Annotated in this window: 17 protein-coding genes and 2 rRNA genes; 8 read left to right on the forward strand and 11 right to left on the reverse strand. The window is 33.4% G+C overall.

Going from position 1 to position 18916, the window contains the following annotated elements; all coding sequences use genetic code 11:
• The 3 genes from H600_RS0105960 to pafA form a co-directional block, all read left to right on the forward strand.
• Positions 1 to 346: ribosomal RNA gene (locus H600_RS0105960) — 23S ribosomal RNA — on the forward strand; the annotation flags it as partial.
• 147 nt (positions 347 to 493) lie between these two features.
• Positions 494 to 603 (forward strand): 5S ribosomal RNA (gene rrf / locus H600_RS0105965).
• A 374-nt stretch (positions 604 to 977) separates the two neighbouring features.
• Complete coding sequence (gene pafA, locus H600_RS0105970) at positions 978 to 2618, forward strand: alkaline phosphatase PafA (RefSeq protein ID WP_026727931.1); 1641 nt, start codon at positions 978 to 980, stop codon at positions 2616 to 2618.
• A gap of 122 nt (positions 2619 to 2740) precedes the next feature.
• Here pafA and ald read toward each other — a convergent pair whose 3' ends face one another.
• Positions 2741 to 3859 carry an alanine dehydrogenase gene (gene ald / locus H600_RS0105975; protein WP_026727932.1) on the reverse strand — a complete coding sequence of 373 codons (1119 nt, stop codon included), beginning with the start codon at positions 3857 to 3859 and terminating at the stop codon, positions 2741 to 2743.
• Between the two features lie 200 nt (positions 3860 to 4059).
• On the opposite strand from ald, the gene H600_RS0105980 reads away from it, so the two are divergent.
• The gene (locus tag H600_RS0105980; protein WP_026727933.1) at positions 4060 to 4518 is read left to right on the forward strand and encodes an Lrp/AsnC family transcriptional regulator; all 459 of its coding nucleotides are present in this window, start codon (positions 4060 to 4062) and stop codon (positions 4516 to 4518) included.
• 62 nt (positions 4519 to 4580) lie between these two features.
• Here H600_RS0105980 and H600_RS0105985 read toward each other — a convergent pair whose 3' ends face one another.
• Complete coding sequence (locus tag H600_RS0105985) at positions 4581 to 6029, reverse strand: glyceraldehyde-3-phosphate dehydrogenase (RefSeq protein ID WP_026727934.1); 1449 nt, start codon at positions 6027 to 6029, stop codon at positions 4581 to 4583.
• A 159-nt stretch (positions 6030 to 6188) separates the two neighbouring features.
• Positions 6189 to 7589 (reverse strand): trypsin-like peptidase domain-containing protein, encoded by a 1401-nt coding sequence (locus H600_RS0105990; RefSeq protein ID WP_026727935.1) that lies wholly within the window; start codon positions 7587 to 7589, stop codon positions 6189 to 6191.
• A gap of 160 nt (positions 7590 to 7749) precedes the next feature.
• Here H600_RS0105990 and dapF point away from each other — a divergent pair, with 160 nt between their 5' ends.
• From dapF to H600_RS0106010, 4 genes are all read left to right on the forward strand, one after another.
• Positions 7750 to 8532 (forward strand): diaminopimelate epimerase, encoded by a 783-nt coding sequence (dapF, locus tag H600_RS0105995; RefSeq protein ID WP_026727936.1) that lies wholly within the window; start codon positions 7750 to 7752, stop codon positions 8530 to 8532.
• Positions 8533 to 8561: 29 nt separating this feature from the next.
• Positions 8562 to 9095 carry a GNAT family N-acetyltransferase gene (locus tag H600_RS0106000; protein ID WP_026727937.1) on the forward strand — a complete coding sequence of 178 codons (534 nt, stop codon included), beginning with the start codon at positions 8562 to 8564 and terminating at the stop codon, positions 9093 to 9095.
• Positions 9096 to 9105: 10 nt separating this feature from the next.
• Complete coding sequence (gene mltG / locus H600_RS0106005) at positions 9106 to 10146, forward strand: endolytic transglycosylase MltG (RefSeq protein ID WP_026727938.1); 1041 nt, start codon at positions 9106 to 9108, stop codon at positions 10144 to 10146.
• Positions 10147 to 10665: 519 nt separating this feature from the next.
• Positions 10666 to 11307 carry a hypothetical protein gene (locus H600_RS0106010; protein WP_026727939.1) on the forward strand — a complete coding sequence of 214 codons (642 nt, stop codon included), beginning with the start codon at positions 10666 to 10668 and terminating at the stop codon, positions 11305 to 11307.
• A 50-nt stretch (positions 11308 to 11357) separates the two neighbouring features.
• Here H600_RS0106010 and scpA read toward each other — a convergent pair whose 3' ends face one another.
• The 8 genes from scpA to H600_RS0106050 all read right to left on the reverse strand — a co-directional run bounded on the left by scpA (position 11358) and on the right by H600_RS0106050 (position 18897).
• A complete protein-coding gene (gene scpA, locus H600_RS0106015) occupies positions 11358 to 13496 on the reverse strand; it encodes a methylmalonyl-CoA mutase (protein WP_026727940.1) in 2139 nt (712 codons plus the stop codon).
• 16 nt (positions 13497 to 13512) lie between these two features.
• Entirely contained in the window at positions 13513 to 13803 is a 291-nt protein-coding gene (locus tag H600_RS21905; RefSeq protein ID WP_051234384.1) for a type II toxin-antitoxin system RelE/ParE family toxin, read from the reverse strand.
• The gene (locus H600_RS0106025; RefSeq protein ID WP_026727941.1) at positions 13793 to 14029 is read right to left on the reverse strand and encodes a hypothetical protein; all 237 of its coding nucleotides are present in this window, start codon (positions 14027 to 14029) and stop codon (positions 13793 to 13795) included. Before H600_RS0106025 ends, H600_RS21905 begins: the two co-directional genes overlap by 11 nt.
• 42 nt (positions 14030 to 14071) lie before the next feature.
• Positions 14072 to 15436: a methylmalonyl-CoA mutase subunit beta gene (locus H600_RS0106030; RefSeq protein ID WP_026727942.1), complete on the reverse strand. Its 1365-nt coding sequence runs from the start codon at positions 15434 to 15436 to the stop codon at positions 14072 to 14074.
• A gap of 16 nt (positions 15437 to 15452) precedes the next feature.
• Positions 15453 to 15785 carry an FtsB family cell division protein gene (locus tag H600_RS0106035; RefSeq protein WP_026727943.1) on the reverse strand — a complete coding sequence of 111 codons (333 nt, stop codon included), beginning with the start codon at positions 15783 to 15785 and terminating at the stop codon, positions 15453 to 15455.
• Positions 15786 to 15941: 156 nt separating this feature from the next.
• A complete protein-coding gene (gene udk, locus H600_RS0106040) occupies positions 15942 to 16550 on the reverse strand; it encodes a uridine kinase (RefSeq protein ID WP_008467967.1) in 609 nt (202 codons plus the stop codon).
• A gap of 263 nt (positions 16551 to 16813) precedes the next feature.
• Positions 16814 to 17695 carry an SDR family oxidoreductase gene (locus tag H600_RS0106045; RefSeq protein ID WP_026727944.1) on the reverse strand — a complete coding sequence of 294 codons (882 nt, stop codon included), beginning with the start codon at positions 17693 to 17695 and terminating at the stop codon, positions 16814 to 16816.
• A gap of 74 nt (positions 17696 to 17769) precedes the next feature.
• Positions 17770 to 18897 (reverse strand): methionine aminotransferase, encoded by a 1128-nt coding sequence (locus H600_RS0106050; RefSeq protein ID WP_026727945.1) that lies wholly within the window; start codon positions 18895 to 18897, stop codon positions 17770 to 17772.
• Between the last annotated feature and the right edge of the window lie 19 nt (positions 18898 to 18916).

Here is an 18916-nt window from a genome sequence, read left to right on the forward strand (position 1 = left end):
CAAGGGTTGGGCTGTTCGCCCATTAAAGTGGCACGCGAGCTGGGTTCAGAACGTCGTGAGACAGTTCGGTCTCTATCTACTGCGGGCGTTAGAAATTTGAGTGGATCTGATTCTAGTACGAGAGGACCGAATTGGACAAACCTCTAGTGTATCTGTTGTCCCGCCAGGGGCACCGCAGAGTAGCTACGTTTGGAAGGGATAAGCGCTGAAAGCATATAAGCGCGAAACCCACCACAAGATGAGATTTCTTTTAAGGATCGTGGAAGATGACCACGTTGATAGGCTACAGATGTAAAGGCAGTAATGTCACAGTCGAGTAGTACTAATAATCCGTAAGCTTATGTACAAACTTTTCCCTCCGAGCAATCGGAGGGAGAGAACTTTCTAAAATATATTTACTTTTCTTTATCTCAGTATGTTAAGATATTGTTTTAATTATCAATTGTCAATTATCAATTATTAATTAAAAAGTTGCCCAAGCAACGAACGACCTTAAGGTGGTTATTGCGGCGGGGCTCACCTCTTCCCATCCCGAACAGAGAAGTTAAGCCCGCCTGCGCAGATGGTACTGCATCATTGTGGGAGAGTATGTCGTCGCCTTTCTTTTGAAAACCCTGTCCGTATCGGACGGGGTTTTTTGTTTTGTATCGGTTTTGAATTTTGGATCCCCAAGCTGTAATCCTGCCTTTTTCTTTGGACCACGATGCGTAAGGGATGCGAGCGGCATCTCCCGATTTGGAAAAACACGGCTTTTTTAGCCGTAGTTTTTGCTGATCGGTAATACATTGGACAGTCCGGCCCGGAGGTTGATGTCATAATGATTTTTATTTTCAAAGTTTGAATTAAACTTGCCATACTGTGCTATATCTAGTTATGTAAATCTGTTAAATTAAAGTCAATTTTAGGTTTTAAATTCCAGCGCGTTAGCCTTTTTAAATGTGAATCCTTATTTTTGTTTTAAATATTATAATTTAAGTATGAAAAAAACTATTGTATTGTTGGCATTGTTTGTTATTGCAAATTTAAATGCTCAACAGCGTCCTAAGTTGGTTGTAGGTATTGTTGTAGATCAGATGAAAATGGAATATTTATATCGTTTTTCTGATGACTTTACGCAAAATGGCTTCAAGAGATTGATGAATGAAGGATTTACTTTCCAAAATATGCATTATAATTATATGCCAACTTATACTGCTCCAGGCCATGCTTCAATTTATACTGGTACTACACCGGCGACACACGGAATTGTGGGTAACGAATGGTTCAGTAGAACTTTAGGTAAAGAAACATATTGTACAGATGATGCCAGTGTAAAAACTGTTGGGGACGGAACTGTAGAAGAGGGTGCCATGTCTCCTAAAAATCTTCAAAGCACTACAATTACAGATGAAGTTAGAATGGCAACCAATTTTAACGGTAAGGTAATAGGAATGAGTTTAAAAGATCGTGGTGCAATCTTACCTGCAGGACATTTTGCTAATTGGGCTTTTTGGTACAGTAAAACAGGTTCATTTATTTCAAGTACTTTTTATGGTGAAAAATTACCTGAATGGGTAACCGAATTTAATAATGAAAAGCATTATATGCCTTATATAAATAAGGGATGGGATTTGTATAAACCAGCTTCAACTTATAATGAGAGTTTGCCTGATAATAATCCTTATGAAGGAAAATTGTATGGAAGTGCTGCTCCAGTTTTTCCGTATAATTTAAAATCAATGTATGAGAAAAATGATGCTGGTATTTTAAGAGCGACTCCGTTTGGTAATGATCTTTTAGCTGAATTTGCTAAAAAAGCTATCGAAAAAGAGGAACTAGGAAAAGATAATATTACGGATTTTTTGACTGTAAGTTTTTCTTCGACTGATTATGTAGGTCATTTACTTGGGCCTCGTTCAATGGAACTTCAAGATACTTATTTAAGATTAGATCAGACAATTGCTGATTTCTTGGCTTATTTAGATAAGACTGTTGGTAAAGGAAATTATCTATTGTTCCTAACAGCGGATCACGCCGGTGCTGAAAATGTAATTTATTTGAAAGACCGAAAATATAATGTAGATAATTATCCTTCAAAAGATGTTAGGAAAAATCTTCAGGATTTTTCAGTAAAAACTTTTGGAGTAGATTTACTACAGAACTATTCTAATTTTAATATTTTCTTCAACAAACAAATTATTAAAGATAAAGGTTTTGAGTTGACGAAAGTAAAACAAGCTTTTAAAGAATTTTTGATTGCTCAACCACAAGTTAAAAGAGTTTATACTGAAGAGGAAATTCTTGCTAATAGTGGAAATGATTATTATTTAAACTTTGTGGCAAAAGGCTATGATGTAACTCAGGATGGTGATATGGTTGTTATAAATAAGCCTGGTGATATTGAATATTCGACTACGGGAACTTCTCATGGCACGCCATATACTTATGATACTCATGTACCAGCAATATTCTTTGGTTGGCATATTAAAAAAGGAGAATCATACGATAAAAAGGCTATTACAGAAATTGCTCCAACTATAGCGCAAAAAATAAAAGTTACTTTCCCAAATGGAACTGAAGCAAAAGTAATGCAGGAAGTTTTAGATGAGAAAAAAGAAGTTATGAATACAAAAAAGTAACATAAAATAAATTCAATTTAAGAGCCAGTCAATTGACTGGCTTTTTTGTGTGTAATAAAAAAAGGCTTTTCATAAGAAAAGCCTTTTATAGTGTTTAGTAAGCACTTATTTTAATGTTAGCCCTATGCGTTTGCTAACACTAATTCTTCATTATATGGAAGATTCCAAGCTTCAGCAACTCCTTTATAAAGGATTTTTCCATTCGCTACGTTTAATCCTTTTCTTAATTCTTCGTTCTCAGCACATGCTTTTTCCCATCCTTTATTTGCTAATTGTACAGCATATGGTAAAGTTGCATTGGTTAATGCTAAAGTTGAAGTGTAAGGAACAGCTCCTGGCATATTAGCAACACAATAGTGAACAATATCATCAATAATAAAAGTTGGGTTTTCGTGAGTAGTAGGAGTACAAGTCTCGATACATCCACCTTGGTCAACAGCAACGTCTACAACAACAGCCCCTGGACGCATTAATTTAAGCATGTCGCGAGTAATTAAGTGTGGCGCTTTTGCTCCTGGAATTAAAACTGCTCCAACAACTAAATCAGCATCTTTAATAGCTCTTGTAATATTATAGTGGTTAGACATTTCTGTATTTACGTTTGCTGGCATGATATCGTCTAATTGGCGTAAACGTGGCAAACTTAAGTCCATGATAGTAACTTGAGCTCCTAAACCTGCAGCCATTTTGGCAGCTTGAGTACCAACAATACCTCCACCTAAAACTAATACTTTTGCTGGTGGCACACCTGGAACACCACCTAAAAGAATTCCTCTTCCTTTTAATGGTTTTTCAAGGTATTTTGCTCCTTGTTGAATAGCCATACGACCTGCAACTTCAGACATTGGAACTAATAATGGTAAACTTCTATCTGTTTTTTCTACAGTTTCGTAAGCTAAACAAACCGCACCTTTTTCAAGCATTGCATGAGTTAATTCTTCAGAAGATGCAAAGTGGAAATAAGTGAATAATAATTGATCTTTTTTGATCAATGGATATTCAGAAGCAATTGGTTCTTTTACCTTAATGATCATTTCTGCAATAGCATAAACTTCTTCAATAGTTCCTAAAACTACTGCACCAGCATTTGCATACTCCTCATCACTAAACCCACTTCCTAATCCTGCAGTTGATTGTACATAAACAACATGTCCGTGTTTTTTCATTTCAGAAACACCAGCTGGAGTTAATGCTACACGATTCTCATTATTTTTGATTTCTTTTGGAACGCCTATTATCATATTGTTATATTTTTTTGTTTTTCTTGAATTTGTTTTACAAAGTTACTAGTAGAGAATATATTATTGATAAATGCTCTATAAATAAGAAAATATTATTTTATTTTATACTTTTACAGAAATATTTTCTGTTTAAAAGCTTTTAAACTTCGAAAAAGAGAAAAAATGACTAAATTATAATAATTAAAGAAAACGTTTTCGTTATGGTTTTAGATGATATTGACAAAAAAATCTTACGTCTTTTGCAGGAAAATGCACATTATACATTAAAGGACATCGCAAACAAAATAAATTTGTCCCTAACTCCTGTTCATGATCGTGTAAAACGCCTTGAAAAAGAAGGTGTTATAGAGAAATATGTTTCAATTTTAAACAAGAAAAAATTGGGAAACAATCTTACAGTTTATTGTCAAGTTACTTTAACTAAGCAGACATATGATACTTCTGAAGGGTTTAATCAAGCTATTTTAGAAATGCCCGAGGTTGTTGAATGCAATTATGTTTCTGGAAATTTTGATTATATGCTCAAAATTATCATTCCTGATATGGAAAGCTATCATCATTTTCATCAAAAAAAATTGTCTGTTTTGCCTGAAGTTTCGTTAATAAATACTGTTTTTGTTATTTCAGAAGTAAAAAGTACGACTGTGCTTCCGATTTAATAAAATAAAAATCCACCAAGAAAACTTGATGGACTTTAGAAATAGTTGGTTTTGGTTTTATATTAATAGTATGTAAAGCGTCGTACTTTTGCAATGTATTTTGCAAGACGAATTACCTGATGGCTGTAACCATATTCGTTATCGTACCAAATATAAAGTACAATGTTTTTTCCATCTTTCGAAACAATCGTGGCATTGCTGTCATAAATTGAAGGTGCAGAAGTTCCTACAATATCTGATGATACTAATTCATTATTCAAAGAGTATTTTATTTGCTCCACAAGTTCACCTTCTAGAGCATATTTTTTCATGATTTTATTTATTGCAGGAATTGTAGTTGCTTTTTTAACTTCTAAATTTAAGACAACCAATGAGCCATTTGGAACAGGAACTCGAATAGCGTTTGAAGTTAATTTTCCTTCTAATGATGGCAAAGCTTTTGCAACGGCACTTCCGGCACCAGTTTCAGTAATTACCATATTTAGAGCTGCTGCTCTTCCGCGACGGTATTTTCTGTGCATATTGTCAACCAGATTTTGGTCATTTGTGTAGGCATGAATAGTTTCTAAATGTCCTTTTACAACGCCAAGAGTATCTTCAACTGCTTTTAAAACTGGTGTAATCGCATTAGTTGTGCAAGATGCCGCAGAGAATATATTAATTTCTTCAGGGTTGAAATCATTATGATTGACTCCATGTACAATATTTGGAACTCCTTTTCCAGGTGCTGTCAATAATACTTTGCTAACACCTTGTGAAACTAAATGCCTTTTTAAAGCTTCCTCAGTTGTAAAAGCTCCAGTGTTGTCGATTACTAATGCTTCATTGATTCCGTATTGCGTATAATCAATTTCTTCTGGTGTATTTGCTGTTATAACATGAACTGTTGTTCCGTTAATAATTAAGGCATTGTTTTTTGGATCTGCCGTAACTGATCCCTGAAAATCTCCATGAATTGAATCATATCTTAATAGAGAAGCTCGTTTCTCTAGACTTGAGATATCATTCTTGTCACGTGTGACAATTGCTCTCAAGCGCAATTGATTTCCTTTTCCGGTTTTTGACATTAACTCTCTCGCTAACAAACGTCCAATTCTTCCAAAACCATACAAAACAACATCTTTTGGCTGAATTTCTTCCGAAGATTTGGCTTTCTTTAATTTATCCATTACAAAATATCTTGCATCTGGATATTTTTCATCTTCTAAACGATATTCGTAAGTTAGTTTTCCTAAATCTATTTTTGCGGGAGGCAAATCTAACGACAAAACAACTTTTGCGATTTCAACCGAATCAAAAATGGTAATGGGTTTGCCAACAAATTCACCTGCATATTGATGCAAATTGATTATATCGCTGACGTTTTTGTCCAACAACTGATTTTTAAATAAAACCATTTCGATGGATTTGTCATACCATAAATCACTTATAACTTTGATTAGTTCGACACCAGCTCTTCTTCGGTCGACTTGTAATGATACCTCTTTTTGGTACAAGGATTTTTTGCTCATAATTGATTAAATTGAAAAAATAAAATGCTCACTATTTTAAAATTTGGCGCAAAAGTATCTATTTCAATCGATTTCGTAAACTATTTTAGCATTTATTTTTGAAATAAAAAAGCCATCTTAAATTTAAGATGGCTTTGAAATTTTGAAAGTTTAGCCTTTTTAAATGATAATTCTAAAGATTTCTCCGTTTCTGTTTATCATTTCAATTCGAACACTTTGACCTTCGTCTTTTTTGCTTAAAAGTTTTGAAACTATTTCAACGTTTGTTGCTTTTACATTATCAATACTTAGAATAATATTTCCTTTCAGCTCATTTTGATACTGCATTAAATTCTCATTTGTTATGTTCTTAATTTTAACACCATAATCTATTCTGAATTTTTTCTTATCAACAGCATCAATATTTTCTAATTCGATACCTTTAAATTCTGCACTATAAAATTCATTTTTGCTAAGAGTTACAGGAACTGTTTTAGTTTTTCCTTCTTTAATATAAGTAACTTTTACAACGTCATTTGGTCTTTTTGTATTGATATATCCCGAAAGATCTGCATAAGTCGAAATGTTTTGATCGTCAAGTTTTACGATAATGTCGCCTTTGGTTAAACCTGCTTTTTCGGCTCCAGAATTTTTAGAAACTCGGCTAATATAAAACCCTTGTGTTTCTGTTACTCCTAATTCTTTTGAAGCAGTTGCGTTTAATTCGCCTCCTTCAACTCCAAGAATACCTCTTTGAACATTTCCGTATTCCATTATATCTTCAATAATTTTTCTGGCAATGTTTGATGGAACTGCAAAAGAATATCCAACATAAGAACCTGTCATAGAAGAAATCATGGTGTTAATTCCAATCAATTCACCTCTTGCATTTACTAGCGCTCCACCACTATTGCCTGGGTTTACAGCTGCATCAGTTTGAATGAAAGATTGGATGCCACTTTGGTCTAAATTTCTGGCCTTCGCCGAAACAATTCCAGCCGTTACTGTTGAAGTCAAGTTGTATGGATTACCAACGGCCAAAACCCATTCTCCCACTTTTACACTGTCAGAATTTGCAAAAGCAGTATAAGGAAGTTTTTCATCAGCATCGATTTTCAAAAGAGCAATGTCCATTTTTGAATCTGTACCAATTAACTTCGCTTTGTATGATTTTTTATTGTTTAAAGTAATTTCAATTTCTGTAGCATCTTTAATTACGTGATTGTTTGTAACAATATATCCGTCTTCTGAAATAATTACGCCAGAACCAGTTCCTACTTGTTCTTGTTGCTGTTGTCCGCCGTAACCATAGAAAAACTCGAGCATTGGGTTCGTTACTGTTCTTCTAGAAACATTTTTTACGTGAACAACGGTATGAATAGTTTTGTCCGCGGCTTCGGTAAAATCTAATGTTTCAGCACCTAATCCAACATTTTTTCCATAAGAGTTAGGGGCAAGAGTTACAACAGAGTTTCCTTTTCCAAAAAAAGAATTGTTGCTTTCAAATAATAACTTGTAAGCACCAAGAGTAATAGCACCACTTAGTAATGACACTAAAAATAAGGCTGAAAATCTTTTCATATTAGAATTTGTAATTAAGTTATTAGAATTTAAGTTTCATGTTTTATTAACGTAAAATTACTTCAAAAAATTATTTGGAAAAATGGTTTAACGCTCTTTAACAATGATTAACATTTCATTAATTAATAGTTCGTACTTTTGTATTTCTAACAACTAAAAAATGCAAATAGAATTTTATAAATATCAAGGTACAGGAAACGATTTTGTGATGATTGACAATCGTTCCAATTTTTTTCCAAAAGAAGACATTCAATTAATAGAACGCTTGTGCGACAGACGATTTGGTATTGGTGCAGACGGACTTATTTTGCTTGAAAACGATTCTGAGACTGATTTCAGAATGGTTTATTACAACTCAGACGGAAACGAAAGTTCGATGTGTGGTAATGGTGGGCGTTGTCTTGTAGCTTTTGCAAACCAGCTTGGAGTTATAAACGACAAAACTACCTTTATCGCTACCGACGGATTGCATCACGCTTCTGTAAATAAGGATTCGATTGTTTCATTGCAAATGATTGATGTTGACGAAATTCAAAAACACGATTCTCATACTTTTTTAAATACAGGTTCTCCGCATCATGTTCAGATTGTTGAAAATTTAGAACAATACAATGTAAAAGAAAATGGAGCGGCGATTCGTTATGGTGCATTATATGGAGAAAAAGGAAGCAATATCAATTTCGTTAAAAAAATTGATGATGATACTTTTTCGCTTCGTACCTATGAAAGAGGTGTTGAAGATGAAACTCTTGCATGCGGAACGGGCGCAACAGCAGTGGCAATCGCAATGAACGCAATCGGCCAAACAGACAAAACTTCAATAAATTTAAATGTTGAAGGAGGAAAACTTGTAGTTTCATTTGATAAATTAGGCGAACATTTTTCAAATGTATTCTTGACTGGACCAGCAAAATTTGTATTCAAAGGAACTATAGAAATCTAAAATCTGCAATCTAAATTCTAAAATTATTTATGATAACCCTAAAAGGCGAAAATATTTATCTGCGTGCACTAGAACCTAATGATTTAGAGTTCGTATACGAAATGGAAAATGATCAAAGCATTTGGGAAGTCAGTAATACGAATACACCATATAGCCGTTATTTGATTCGGCAATATCTTGAAAACGCTCAACAAGATATTTATGAAGCAAAGCAATTGCGTTTGGCAATTTGTCAAGACGAAGATTTTCCAGCAATTGGATTGATCGATTTATTTGAGTTTGATCCTAAAAATAGTAGGGCGGGAATAGGAATTGTGATCAAGAGTAAGGAATATCGAAATCAAAACATTGGTTCTGAGGCATTAGAGCTTTTAGTCAAGTATGCTTTTTTTAATTTAAATCTGCATCAGCTTTATGCAAATATTAATGTAGGAAATGTAGCTAGTATAGCTCTTTTTACTAAATTTGGTTTTGAGAAAATAGGAATTAAAAAAGATTGGATTTTGCTGAATAACCACTATCAAGACGAAGCAATTTTTCAATTAATTAACAAACAAATTTAAATTTTAAACTTTGAGCTTAAAAAAAATCATCACAATAACTGCTGTAGCTGTAATTTCTGTATTATTGATTTACGGATTTATTTTAATCAGCCGAATTTTTAGTTCCAACACTAAATTTGAAGAAAAAGAACTTTACGTACATGTACCAACGGGTGCAAACTATACTGACGTAAAAAAGATATTAGAACCTTACATCAAGAATTTTGACAATTTTGAATTAGTTGCGAGTAAAAGAGGTTATCCGGAAAATGTAAAATCGGGTCGTTTTTTACTTAAAAATGGCATGAATAATATCGATTTGGTGCGTGCAATGCGTTCAAATGTTCCAGTTAAATTAGCTTTTAATAATCAAGAGCGTTTAGAGAATTTTGCAGGAAGAGTAGGCTCAGAAATCGAAGCAGACAGTACATCTTTATTAAAAGCGATAAAAGATTCAACTTTCATGGCTCAAAACGGATTTAACGAAGACAACGTTTTTGCAATGTTTATTCCGAATACATATGAAATTTATTGGAATACTTCAGCAGAGAAATTCCGTGATAAAATGATAAAGGAATACCATAAATTTTGGACTGCTGAAAGAATTGAAAAAGCAAAAAAACAAGGTTTGACTCCGGTTCAAGCGACAATTTTAGCTTCAATCGTGCATAAAGAATCGGTTAAAAAAGATGAAAGACCTCGTATTGCAGGTGTTTATTTAAACCGTCTACGTTTGGATATGCCACTTCAGGCAGATCCAACAGTTATCTATGCTTTAAAATTAAGAGACAATAATTTCGACCAAGTGATTAAAAGAGTTTTTTATAACGATTTGGTTATGAGATCTCCATATAATACTTATGTGAATACAGGGCTCCCTCCAGGGCCAATTGCAATGCCTGATATTACAGCTTTAGATGCAGTTTTAAACCCAGAGAAGAACGACTATATTTATTTCTGTGCTAGCGTTGATCGCTTCGGATATCACGAGTTTGCAGCAACATTAGCAGAACATAATGTAAATGCAAAAAAATATTCCGACTGGATTGCAAGTCAAGGCGTAACCAGATAAAAAAAATCATTTATATAAAATGAGCTAAAACCGATGTAAAAAACATCGGTTTTTTTATGATTTTTTGTTCTAATTTTTAAATAAAAACAAGGTGTTTTTCTTACGAATATAATCTTTTGAAAAGAGTTTTTTGGCTTTTGAAAGTAATTTTATAGTCAGAAAAATAGAAAATATTTACAATTTATAGATTTTATCTTGTTAATTTTAACTTAATTTTTAAAATTTAGATTGTATTTATGCTAATAATTAGTAAAACATTATAAGTTTTGTCTTGCAAAATTAACTAATTTGATAAAAAAATGATAAAAATGATGTTTTTTGGATTTTTATTTTGATGTTTTTTTCGAGCTTTTTAAGTTTTTACAAATCTCTCGAAAAGGGCATGATCAAAGGGGTTTCGGAAGGTTTTTAAATTTGTAAAAATCTGTAAAGTGTTGATTTACTGGGTTGTTTTGTATTGCGTATCTTTGCATCGTAGAAATTTCAAAAAGGTGACAGCGTTTTGAAGAAAAACATTTTATGATAAAGAAGTGGTATTTTTATGCGAGTTTGGTCGTTATTATTACATTTTTAAGCTTGGGTTTTAGACCCTTTAAAGTAGAAACCGAACCTTGGTTTCTAACAGAAAAAACAGATGGAACTGAATATATGTTTCCATCACAAGAAAAAGATGATTATCCTAATTTAAACTTCCCATACACAGGAAATCATTTTATAGGTTTTAAAGAAGCAGTCGCTTTCAAAGAATCTCAAGGAAAATACCGATTGGTTAATTCACTTGGTTATATGGGTAAATACCAATTTGGTTCTGAAGCTCTAAGAGCTATAGGCATTAAAAACAACAAAGCCTTTTTAAAAAATCCTGCCTTACAAGAAAAAGCTTTTATTGCGTTATTATCCAAAAACAAATGGATCTTACGTTATGAAATCGAAAAGTATGAAGGAAAAGTAATTAATGGTATTGAAATTACCGAATCTGGAATTTTGGCGGCAGCGCATCTTGGTGGTGCTGGTTCAGTAAAAAGTTTCTTTAAAAATAAAGGAGCGAGGCATTTTAGAGATGCTTACGGAACTTCATTAAGAAGCTATATGAAAGATTTTGGTGGTTATGATCTCTCTTATATTGAAGCTGATAGTAATGCGACAATACATAAGATCTAAAAAAGCATAAAAAATCCCGAATCAATCAATTCGGGATTTTTTATGCTTTTTTAGTCAATTAATATTTCTAAGATCTGAATTGCTGCTTCGCTTATTTTTGTTCCTGGACCAAAAATAGCAACTGCACCGGCATCAAATAAATATTGATAGTCCTGCGCCGGAATTACACCGCCTACAATTACCATAATATCTTCACGGCCGTATTTTTTTAATTCTTCAATAACTTGTGGAACTAAGGTTTTATGCCCCGCAGCTAGTGATGAAACGCCTAAAATATGTACGTCATTTTCTACAGCTTGTTTTGCTGCTTCAGCTGGAGTTTGAAAAAGTGGTCCTATATCAACATCAAAACCAACATCAGCGTAGCCTGTAGCTACCACTTTTGCACCACGGTCATGACCATCTTGTCCCATTTTGGCAATCATAATTCTTGGGCGTCTTCCTTCTTGTTTCGCAAAAGCATCGGCTAATTGCTTTGCCTTTTCAAAATTTTCGTCATTTTTTATTGCTGCACTATACACACCGCTAAAGGATTTAATTTGCGCTTTAAATCGTCCAAAAACACTTTCCAGAGCATCGCTGATTTCGCCTAAAGTTGCTCTTTCACGAGCTGCTTCAACAGCAATTTCTAATAAGTTTCCTTGTCCTGTATTGGCACAATGAATTAATTTTTCCAGTGATTGATTTACTTTTTCAGTATTTCTGCTTGCTTTTATTTCTGTAAGACGCTCAATTTGTTGTTTACGCACCATTTGGTTATCAACATCTAAAATATGAAGCGGATCTTCTTTTTCTAATCTAAATTTATTTACACCAACAATAATATCTTGACCACTGTCAATTCTCGCTTGCTTTCTCGCTGCAGCTTCTTCAATTCGAAGTTTTGGAATTCCGGCTTCGATGGCTTTTGTCATTCCGCCCAATTCTTCAACCTCTTCAATTAATTTCCAAGTGTTTTCTAGAATCTCATTTGTCAAAGATTCGACATAATAACTACCTCCCCAAGGATCGACTGTTTTTGTAATTTTAGTTTCTTCTTGCAAATAAATCTGCGTATTTCGTGCAATTCTAGCCGAAAAGTCAGTTGGTAGAGCAATAGCTTCATCTAAAGCATTAGTATGAAGAGATTGTGTTCCTCCAAAAGCAGCAGCAGTAGCTTCAATACAAGTTCTGGTCACATTATTAAACGGATCTTGTTCGGTTAAACTCCATCCGCTGGTTTGACAATGTGTTCTTAATGTTAATGATTTATCACTTTTTGGATTAAATTGTTGTACTAGCTTTGCCCAAATCATTCGGCCAGCTCGCATTTTTGCAATTTCCATAAAATGATTCATTCCAATTGCCCAAAAGAAAGAAAGGCGAGGAGCAAAGTCGTCGATTGTCATTCCGGTTGATAAACCTGTTCGAATGTATTCTAATCCATCTGCTAAAGTGTATGCTAATTCTATATCTGCTGTTGCCCCTGCTTCTTGCATATGATATCCAGAAATTGATATGGAATTGAATTTAGGCATTTTTTTGCTCGTAAATTCAAAAATGTCAGCAATAATTTTCATTGAAGGTGTTGGAGGATAAATATAAGTATTACGCACCATGAATTCCTTCAAAATATCATTCTGAATGGTTCCTGATAATTTTTCGATTGCAACGCCTTGTTCTTCCGCAGCAACGATATAAAAAGCCATAATTGGTAAAACAGCGCCATTCATTGTCATAGAAACCGACATTTCGTCAAGCGGAATCTGATCAAACAATACTTTCATGTCTTCGACAGAATCAATCGCAACGCCTGCTTTTCCAACATCGCCAACAACTCTTTCATGATCTGAATCGTAACCGCGATGGGTAGGCAAATCAAAAGCAATTGAAAGTCCTTTTTGACCCGCGGCAAGATTTCTTCTGTAAAAAGCATTGCTTTCTTCTGCAGTCGAAAATCCGGCGTATTGACGAATTGTCCAAGGACGGCGAACATACATTGTGGCGTATGGTCCACGTAAATTGGGCGCAAAGCCAGCTCCGAAATCTAGAAACTCTAAATCTTCTATATCTTTTTCAGAATAGTTTTTTTTGAGTTCGATTCCTTCGGCTGTTGTGAAGTTAGGAGTTATAGGTTGAGAGTTATGCGTTAGTTCGTCTAACTTCTCACTTTTAACTTCTAACTTTATATGTTTAAGGTCTTTTCTCAATTGTAAAAATTGGTATTTAAAATAAGTTTAATTCGCTATCTCTTGATGTATGAAAAATGGATTTTATAACAATACAATTTTCATAAATAGAATAATGTACTGCGTATGGAAACGATTTTAAAAATACGATTCGAATGTTATCATATCTTATTTGAAACAATAATGGATTTTGTTTAATGATTGCTAAACTTTTTTTAAAGGAATCATTAAATCTAACAGCTAATTTCGGATGTATGTCTTTATAAAAAAGTAAAGATTTTTTATAATCCAATTTAGCTTCTTCAATAATAACAACTTTATAAATCATCTTCAATCTCTTTTAAAAAATCATCAATGTCAGTAACATTCTTTGGATTTTTTAAATAAGCTTCAGTTCTTTCCCTAACTTGGTCGATTTGCCATTGCGGAATTTTATATTCATCATTTTGAACAGGTAAAATAATTACTTCCACTTCATCAGCTTTAAAATCATCTGGTAAAATGACAGTTACTGATTGATTTTTTACTGATATTATTCTTCTAATTGCTTCCATAATTATTTAGGTTTATATTCAAATATGCTGTTTGAAATCAATTTACTCAAGCTCAAGTCTTTCTTGTTCCAATTTCTCGGCTAATCTTTTTTCTATAATCGGTGTAATTAATGTTTTTCTAGGTTTGATTTTTACAAATGGAAACAATTCTAAATCGTGTTTCATTTTGTCTTCCTTATTAGGATATTTATTTGTGCCCAATAAAACTTCTTTTTTAGAATCAAATAATTCCTGTTCTTTATTAGCGCTTTCCTGAATTTTCTTTTTAATCGTTCCGTCGTTCAAAAGTTTTAAGAAACCTCCTTCAGCTTCAATCTCTTTAAACAATTTTAAGCTTTTTTCGGCTAATTGCATGGTTAGACTTTCAATATAATAACTCCCGTCAGCTGGATTATCTACTTTGTCGAAATAACTTTCGTGTTTTAAAACTAAAAGCTGATTGCGTGCAATTCGATCACCAAATTCGTTGTCTTTATGATATATAGCATCATAAGGTAAATTGGCTACAGCATCTGCGCCACCTAAAATTGCCGACATACATTCGGTCGTTGTGCGAAGCATATTGACATTGTAATCGTAAATAGTTTTGTTGCGTTTGGTTGGTGTTACTAAAAAATGGCAATCTATATCTGGATTATATTCGGAAGCAATTAATTTGAAAAGCATTCGCAAGGCACGAAGTTTTGCAATTTCAAAAAAGTAATTGGTCCCAACAGATATTTGAAAAACAATAGGTTTGCTTAAACTCGGAAAGTGATTCAAGTATTCATTGGCATGTGCTAAGCTGTAAGCAATTTGCTGTGTGATATTTGCTCCAGCATTTTGATACAAACCAGCGTCAATGCTTAACAGGGAAAGATTTGTTGTTTGCTTTGAAATTTTTTCAATCGTTTCAAAATTATTTTTGTCCGAAGTCGTAAACCAGTTTCCTTCTCTTGCCAGATAGCCAATTGGGTCTAAATTACAATAAAAAACGGCTTTTTTCTCGGTTGCAATTTTGTCTAATTTTTTAACGAAATCGATTGAGAGAAAAGTCAAATTAAAGTAAATGATTTTGTCCTCTAAAGGAAGATTTTCCAATAAAGAAACAATATCAGCATTTTCGTTTTGAATCGTAAAACGTAAACTTTCTGCTCCTCTCTCCAGTGTATTATTTGCTCTTCTGATCGATTTTTCAATGTCGTGAACAAAAATATTTTGGCAGATTTTAAAATCAGAAGCATGAGTTTCAACGGAAGCCGATTTTGTAAACTCATCGATATGATAAAAAGGTTTTACCTGAATATCTTCTGGAGAATTCCAAACAACGGTTTGGTTATAATCGGCTCCATCCAATTCAAACTGAATTTTTTGTTTCCATTGTTTGGATGAAATTGGATTAAAATCTTCGAATAAGTTAGTGGCCATTAGGTATTTTTTCTGATTATTCTTTATCTTGAATAGTGTCTCCTTCAAAGTGGATGATGTAAATATCTTCGCTGTCTTTTTTCATAAAGTACTTTTCGCGAGCATATTTTTCTATTTGTTCAGGATTTTTAAGCTGTTTGATCTGTTCCTGATCTTTTCTTATTTCTTCTTGATAATATTTTTTATTGTCTTGAAGTTCATTGATCTGGCCATCTAGAAAACGATGATCAAAATAAGAGTAATTGTCTAAAAATAACATCCAAACAATAAAGAAAAGCAAAACCCAAACATATTTGTTTCCTAGGTATTTGAACCATTTTTTGTCTTTGTATGGATTTTTGAATTTCATTTTAAACGAATATTTCTTTTGAATATGATTGGTCTTTTCTAGCCCCGATAGAAGTGGAAATCCTTTTGTGTCTCGTTTCTTTAACGAGACACAAAAGATTGCAACGTATAGCGGGAATTAGCTCCTAATTATAATGGTTTAAATTTACAATAAAAATTATGAAATTCGCTGATTAATTACGGCGCGAACTACATCAATTGCTACAGTATTGTACTTGTCGTTTGGTATTATAATATCTGCAAAAGCTTTTGATGGCTCTATAAATTGCTCGTGCATAGGCTTTAAAGTAGTTTGATAACGGTTTAAAACCTCGTCGATATCACGTCCTCGTTCTGAAATATCTCTTTTTAAACGACGAATTAATCTTTCGTCAGAATCGGCATGGACAAAGATTTTGATATCAAACATATCACGAAGTTCAGGATTTGTTAAAATCAAAATTCCTTCAACAATCATTACTTTTCTTGGATGCGTTGAAACCGTATCGTCAGTTCTATTATGTTGAATAAAAGAATATACAGGCTGATCGATTGTTTCACCAGCTTTTAAAGCTTTTAAATGTTTTACCAACAATTCGAAATCTATCGCACGAGGATGATCAAAATTGATTAGTGCTCTTTCGTCAAACGATAAATTATCGGTTTGTTTGTAGTACGAATCTTGAGAAATTACACCAACTTCTGTGTCTGGTAATTCGTTCATGATTTGGTGTACTACCGTTGTTTTTCCACTTCCTGTTCCTCCTGCAAGTCCAATAATGAGCATAAAATTTTTGTTTTTTATTTGTTTGACAAAATTAATAATTAAAGTGAATTTCTGAACATATAATTTAATTTAACCATATAAGTAATGTAAGTAAATTTAAGCTATAAAATGTTTAAGCGGTGCAATGCTTAACTGAACTTATATCACTTATATGGTTAAAAATATGGTGAAAAACATAAAAAAATCCCGAAAGTAAACCTTCGGGATTTCGTGCAATCAGTATAGATTTGATAAAATATTCTGAATTTAGTAAGCACTTGTAATTATTTGTTCTTTTTTGCTTTTATCATCATTTCAAGCTGATCCCAAAGTTCTTCTGGAATTGCTTCTAATAAATTGAATTGTCCTGCGCCTTTTAACCATTCACCTCCGTCAATTGTAATGACATCTCCATTTACATAAGCTGAAAAATCAGAAACTAAGTAAGCAGCTAAATTTGCTAATTCTTGATGATCTCCAACACGTTTCAAAGGCACTTTTTTAGCCATATCAAATTTCTCTGAAAGATCACCCGGTAATAATCTGTCCCACGCACCTTTTGTTGGGAATGGTCCCGGAGCAATAGCGTTTGAACGAATTCCGTATTTTGCCCATTCTACAGCAAGACTTCTGGTCATGGCCAAAACTCCTGCTTTTGCAGTTGCACTAGGAACAACATAAGCTGAACCAGTCCAAGCATAAGTTGTTACAATATTTAAAATCGTTGCCGATGTTTGTTTCGTGTCGATCCAGTGTTTTCCAAAAGCAAGTGTACAGTTTTTAGAACCTTTAAGCACAATATCGATAACCGTATCAAATGCATTTGCTGATAAACGTTCTGTTGGAGAAATGAAATTTCCTGCTGCATTATTTAAAAGAACATCCACTTTTCCGAAAACTTTTAAAGTTTCCTGAAGCATGTTTTCTACTTCTTCATAATGACGAACATCGCACTGTAGCGGTAAACATTTTCCGCCAGTTTCACTTTCCAATTCTGAAGCCGTTGTTTTTAATTTTTCTAAATCTCTTGAAGTAATCGCTACCTGAGCGCCCAATTCTAAGAAATATTTTGTCATTGCTTTCCCTAAACCGCTTCCGCCCCCAGTAACTACAATGACTTTGCCTTTTAAGGCATCATCGCGCAACATTTTATCTGTATAGCTCATACTTTTCTTTTTTTACAATATTAATTAAAAAAATAGGATGCACGCATAATATTGTTATAAAATTTTGATAAACTTTATATTTCGCACAGTTTTTTTGCGGCAGATTCGAGGGTAAAATTATCTTTTGCAAAGCAGAAACGAATCAATTTCTGGTCTTTATGATCGGAATAAAATGTAGAAATCGGAATTGCAGCAACGCCATGATTGATAATAAGATTTTTGCAGAAAGTCACGTCATCTTCATCTGAAATATTGGCATACGAAGCAACCTGAAAATAAGTTCCTTCGCAAGGTTTTAATTCGAAACGGCTATTTTTTAGCAGTTTCTGAAAATAATCTCTTTTTTCCTGATAGAATTTTCCAAGCAAATTAACATCAACAATATCTAAATATTCATTGATTGCAAATTGAGAAATACTATTCACACTGAAAACCAAAAACTGATGGACCTTTTTGATTTCTTTCATTAAATATTCTGGCGCAATGGTATAACCAATTTTCCAGCCTGTAATATGAAATGATTTTCCGAAAGAAGAAACCATGACGCATCGGTCTAAAAGAAAGTCTTTTGTATGTGCCGAAATATGTTTTTCTTCGAAAGTAATGTATTCATAAACTTCATCAGATAAAACTAGAAGGTCTGGATATTTTGAAAGTATTTTTTCTAATTGAAGAAAATCGGTTTCGTTTAATATTTTTCCTGTCGGATTATGAGGATTGTTTATGATAATCATTCGGCTTTTTGCCGAACAGGCTTTTTCAATTGTTTCCCAATTTGGCGTGTAATCATCATTTAGCGCCACACGAATAGGTTTTGCTTTACAAAGCAAAACAGGTGATTCGTATGAATCATAACTTGGGTCAAGAATAATTACTTCATCGTTTTCTTTTACTAAGGCCAAAATCGTAGTGAAAATTCCTTGTGTTGCACCCGCCGTAACTAAAAGTTCTGTTTCGGGATTAATAGTTCTGTTATAAGATTTCTGAGTTAACTTCACAATTTTATTCATCAACGGAGGATAACCAGCCATTGGTGTATATTGGTGTACATTTTCTTTTGATAATCGGGCAACAATATCCGTCAATCTTTCATCAACAGGAAAATTTGGAAATCCTTGAGAAAGATTTATCGCATTGTATTCGGTTGCCATTTTTGACATTACCGTAAAAATGCTTGTGGTTATGTTTGGAAGTTTACTCATAATAAAGTTTGATTTGGGG

The sequence above is a fragment of the Flavobacterium denitrificans DSM 15936 genome (assembly GCF_000425445.1).
Taxonomy (GTDB): Bacteria; Bacteroidota; Bacteroidia; order Flavobacteriales; family Flavobacteriaceae; genus Flavobacterium; species Flavobacterium denitrificans.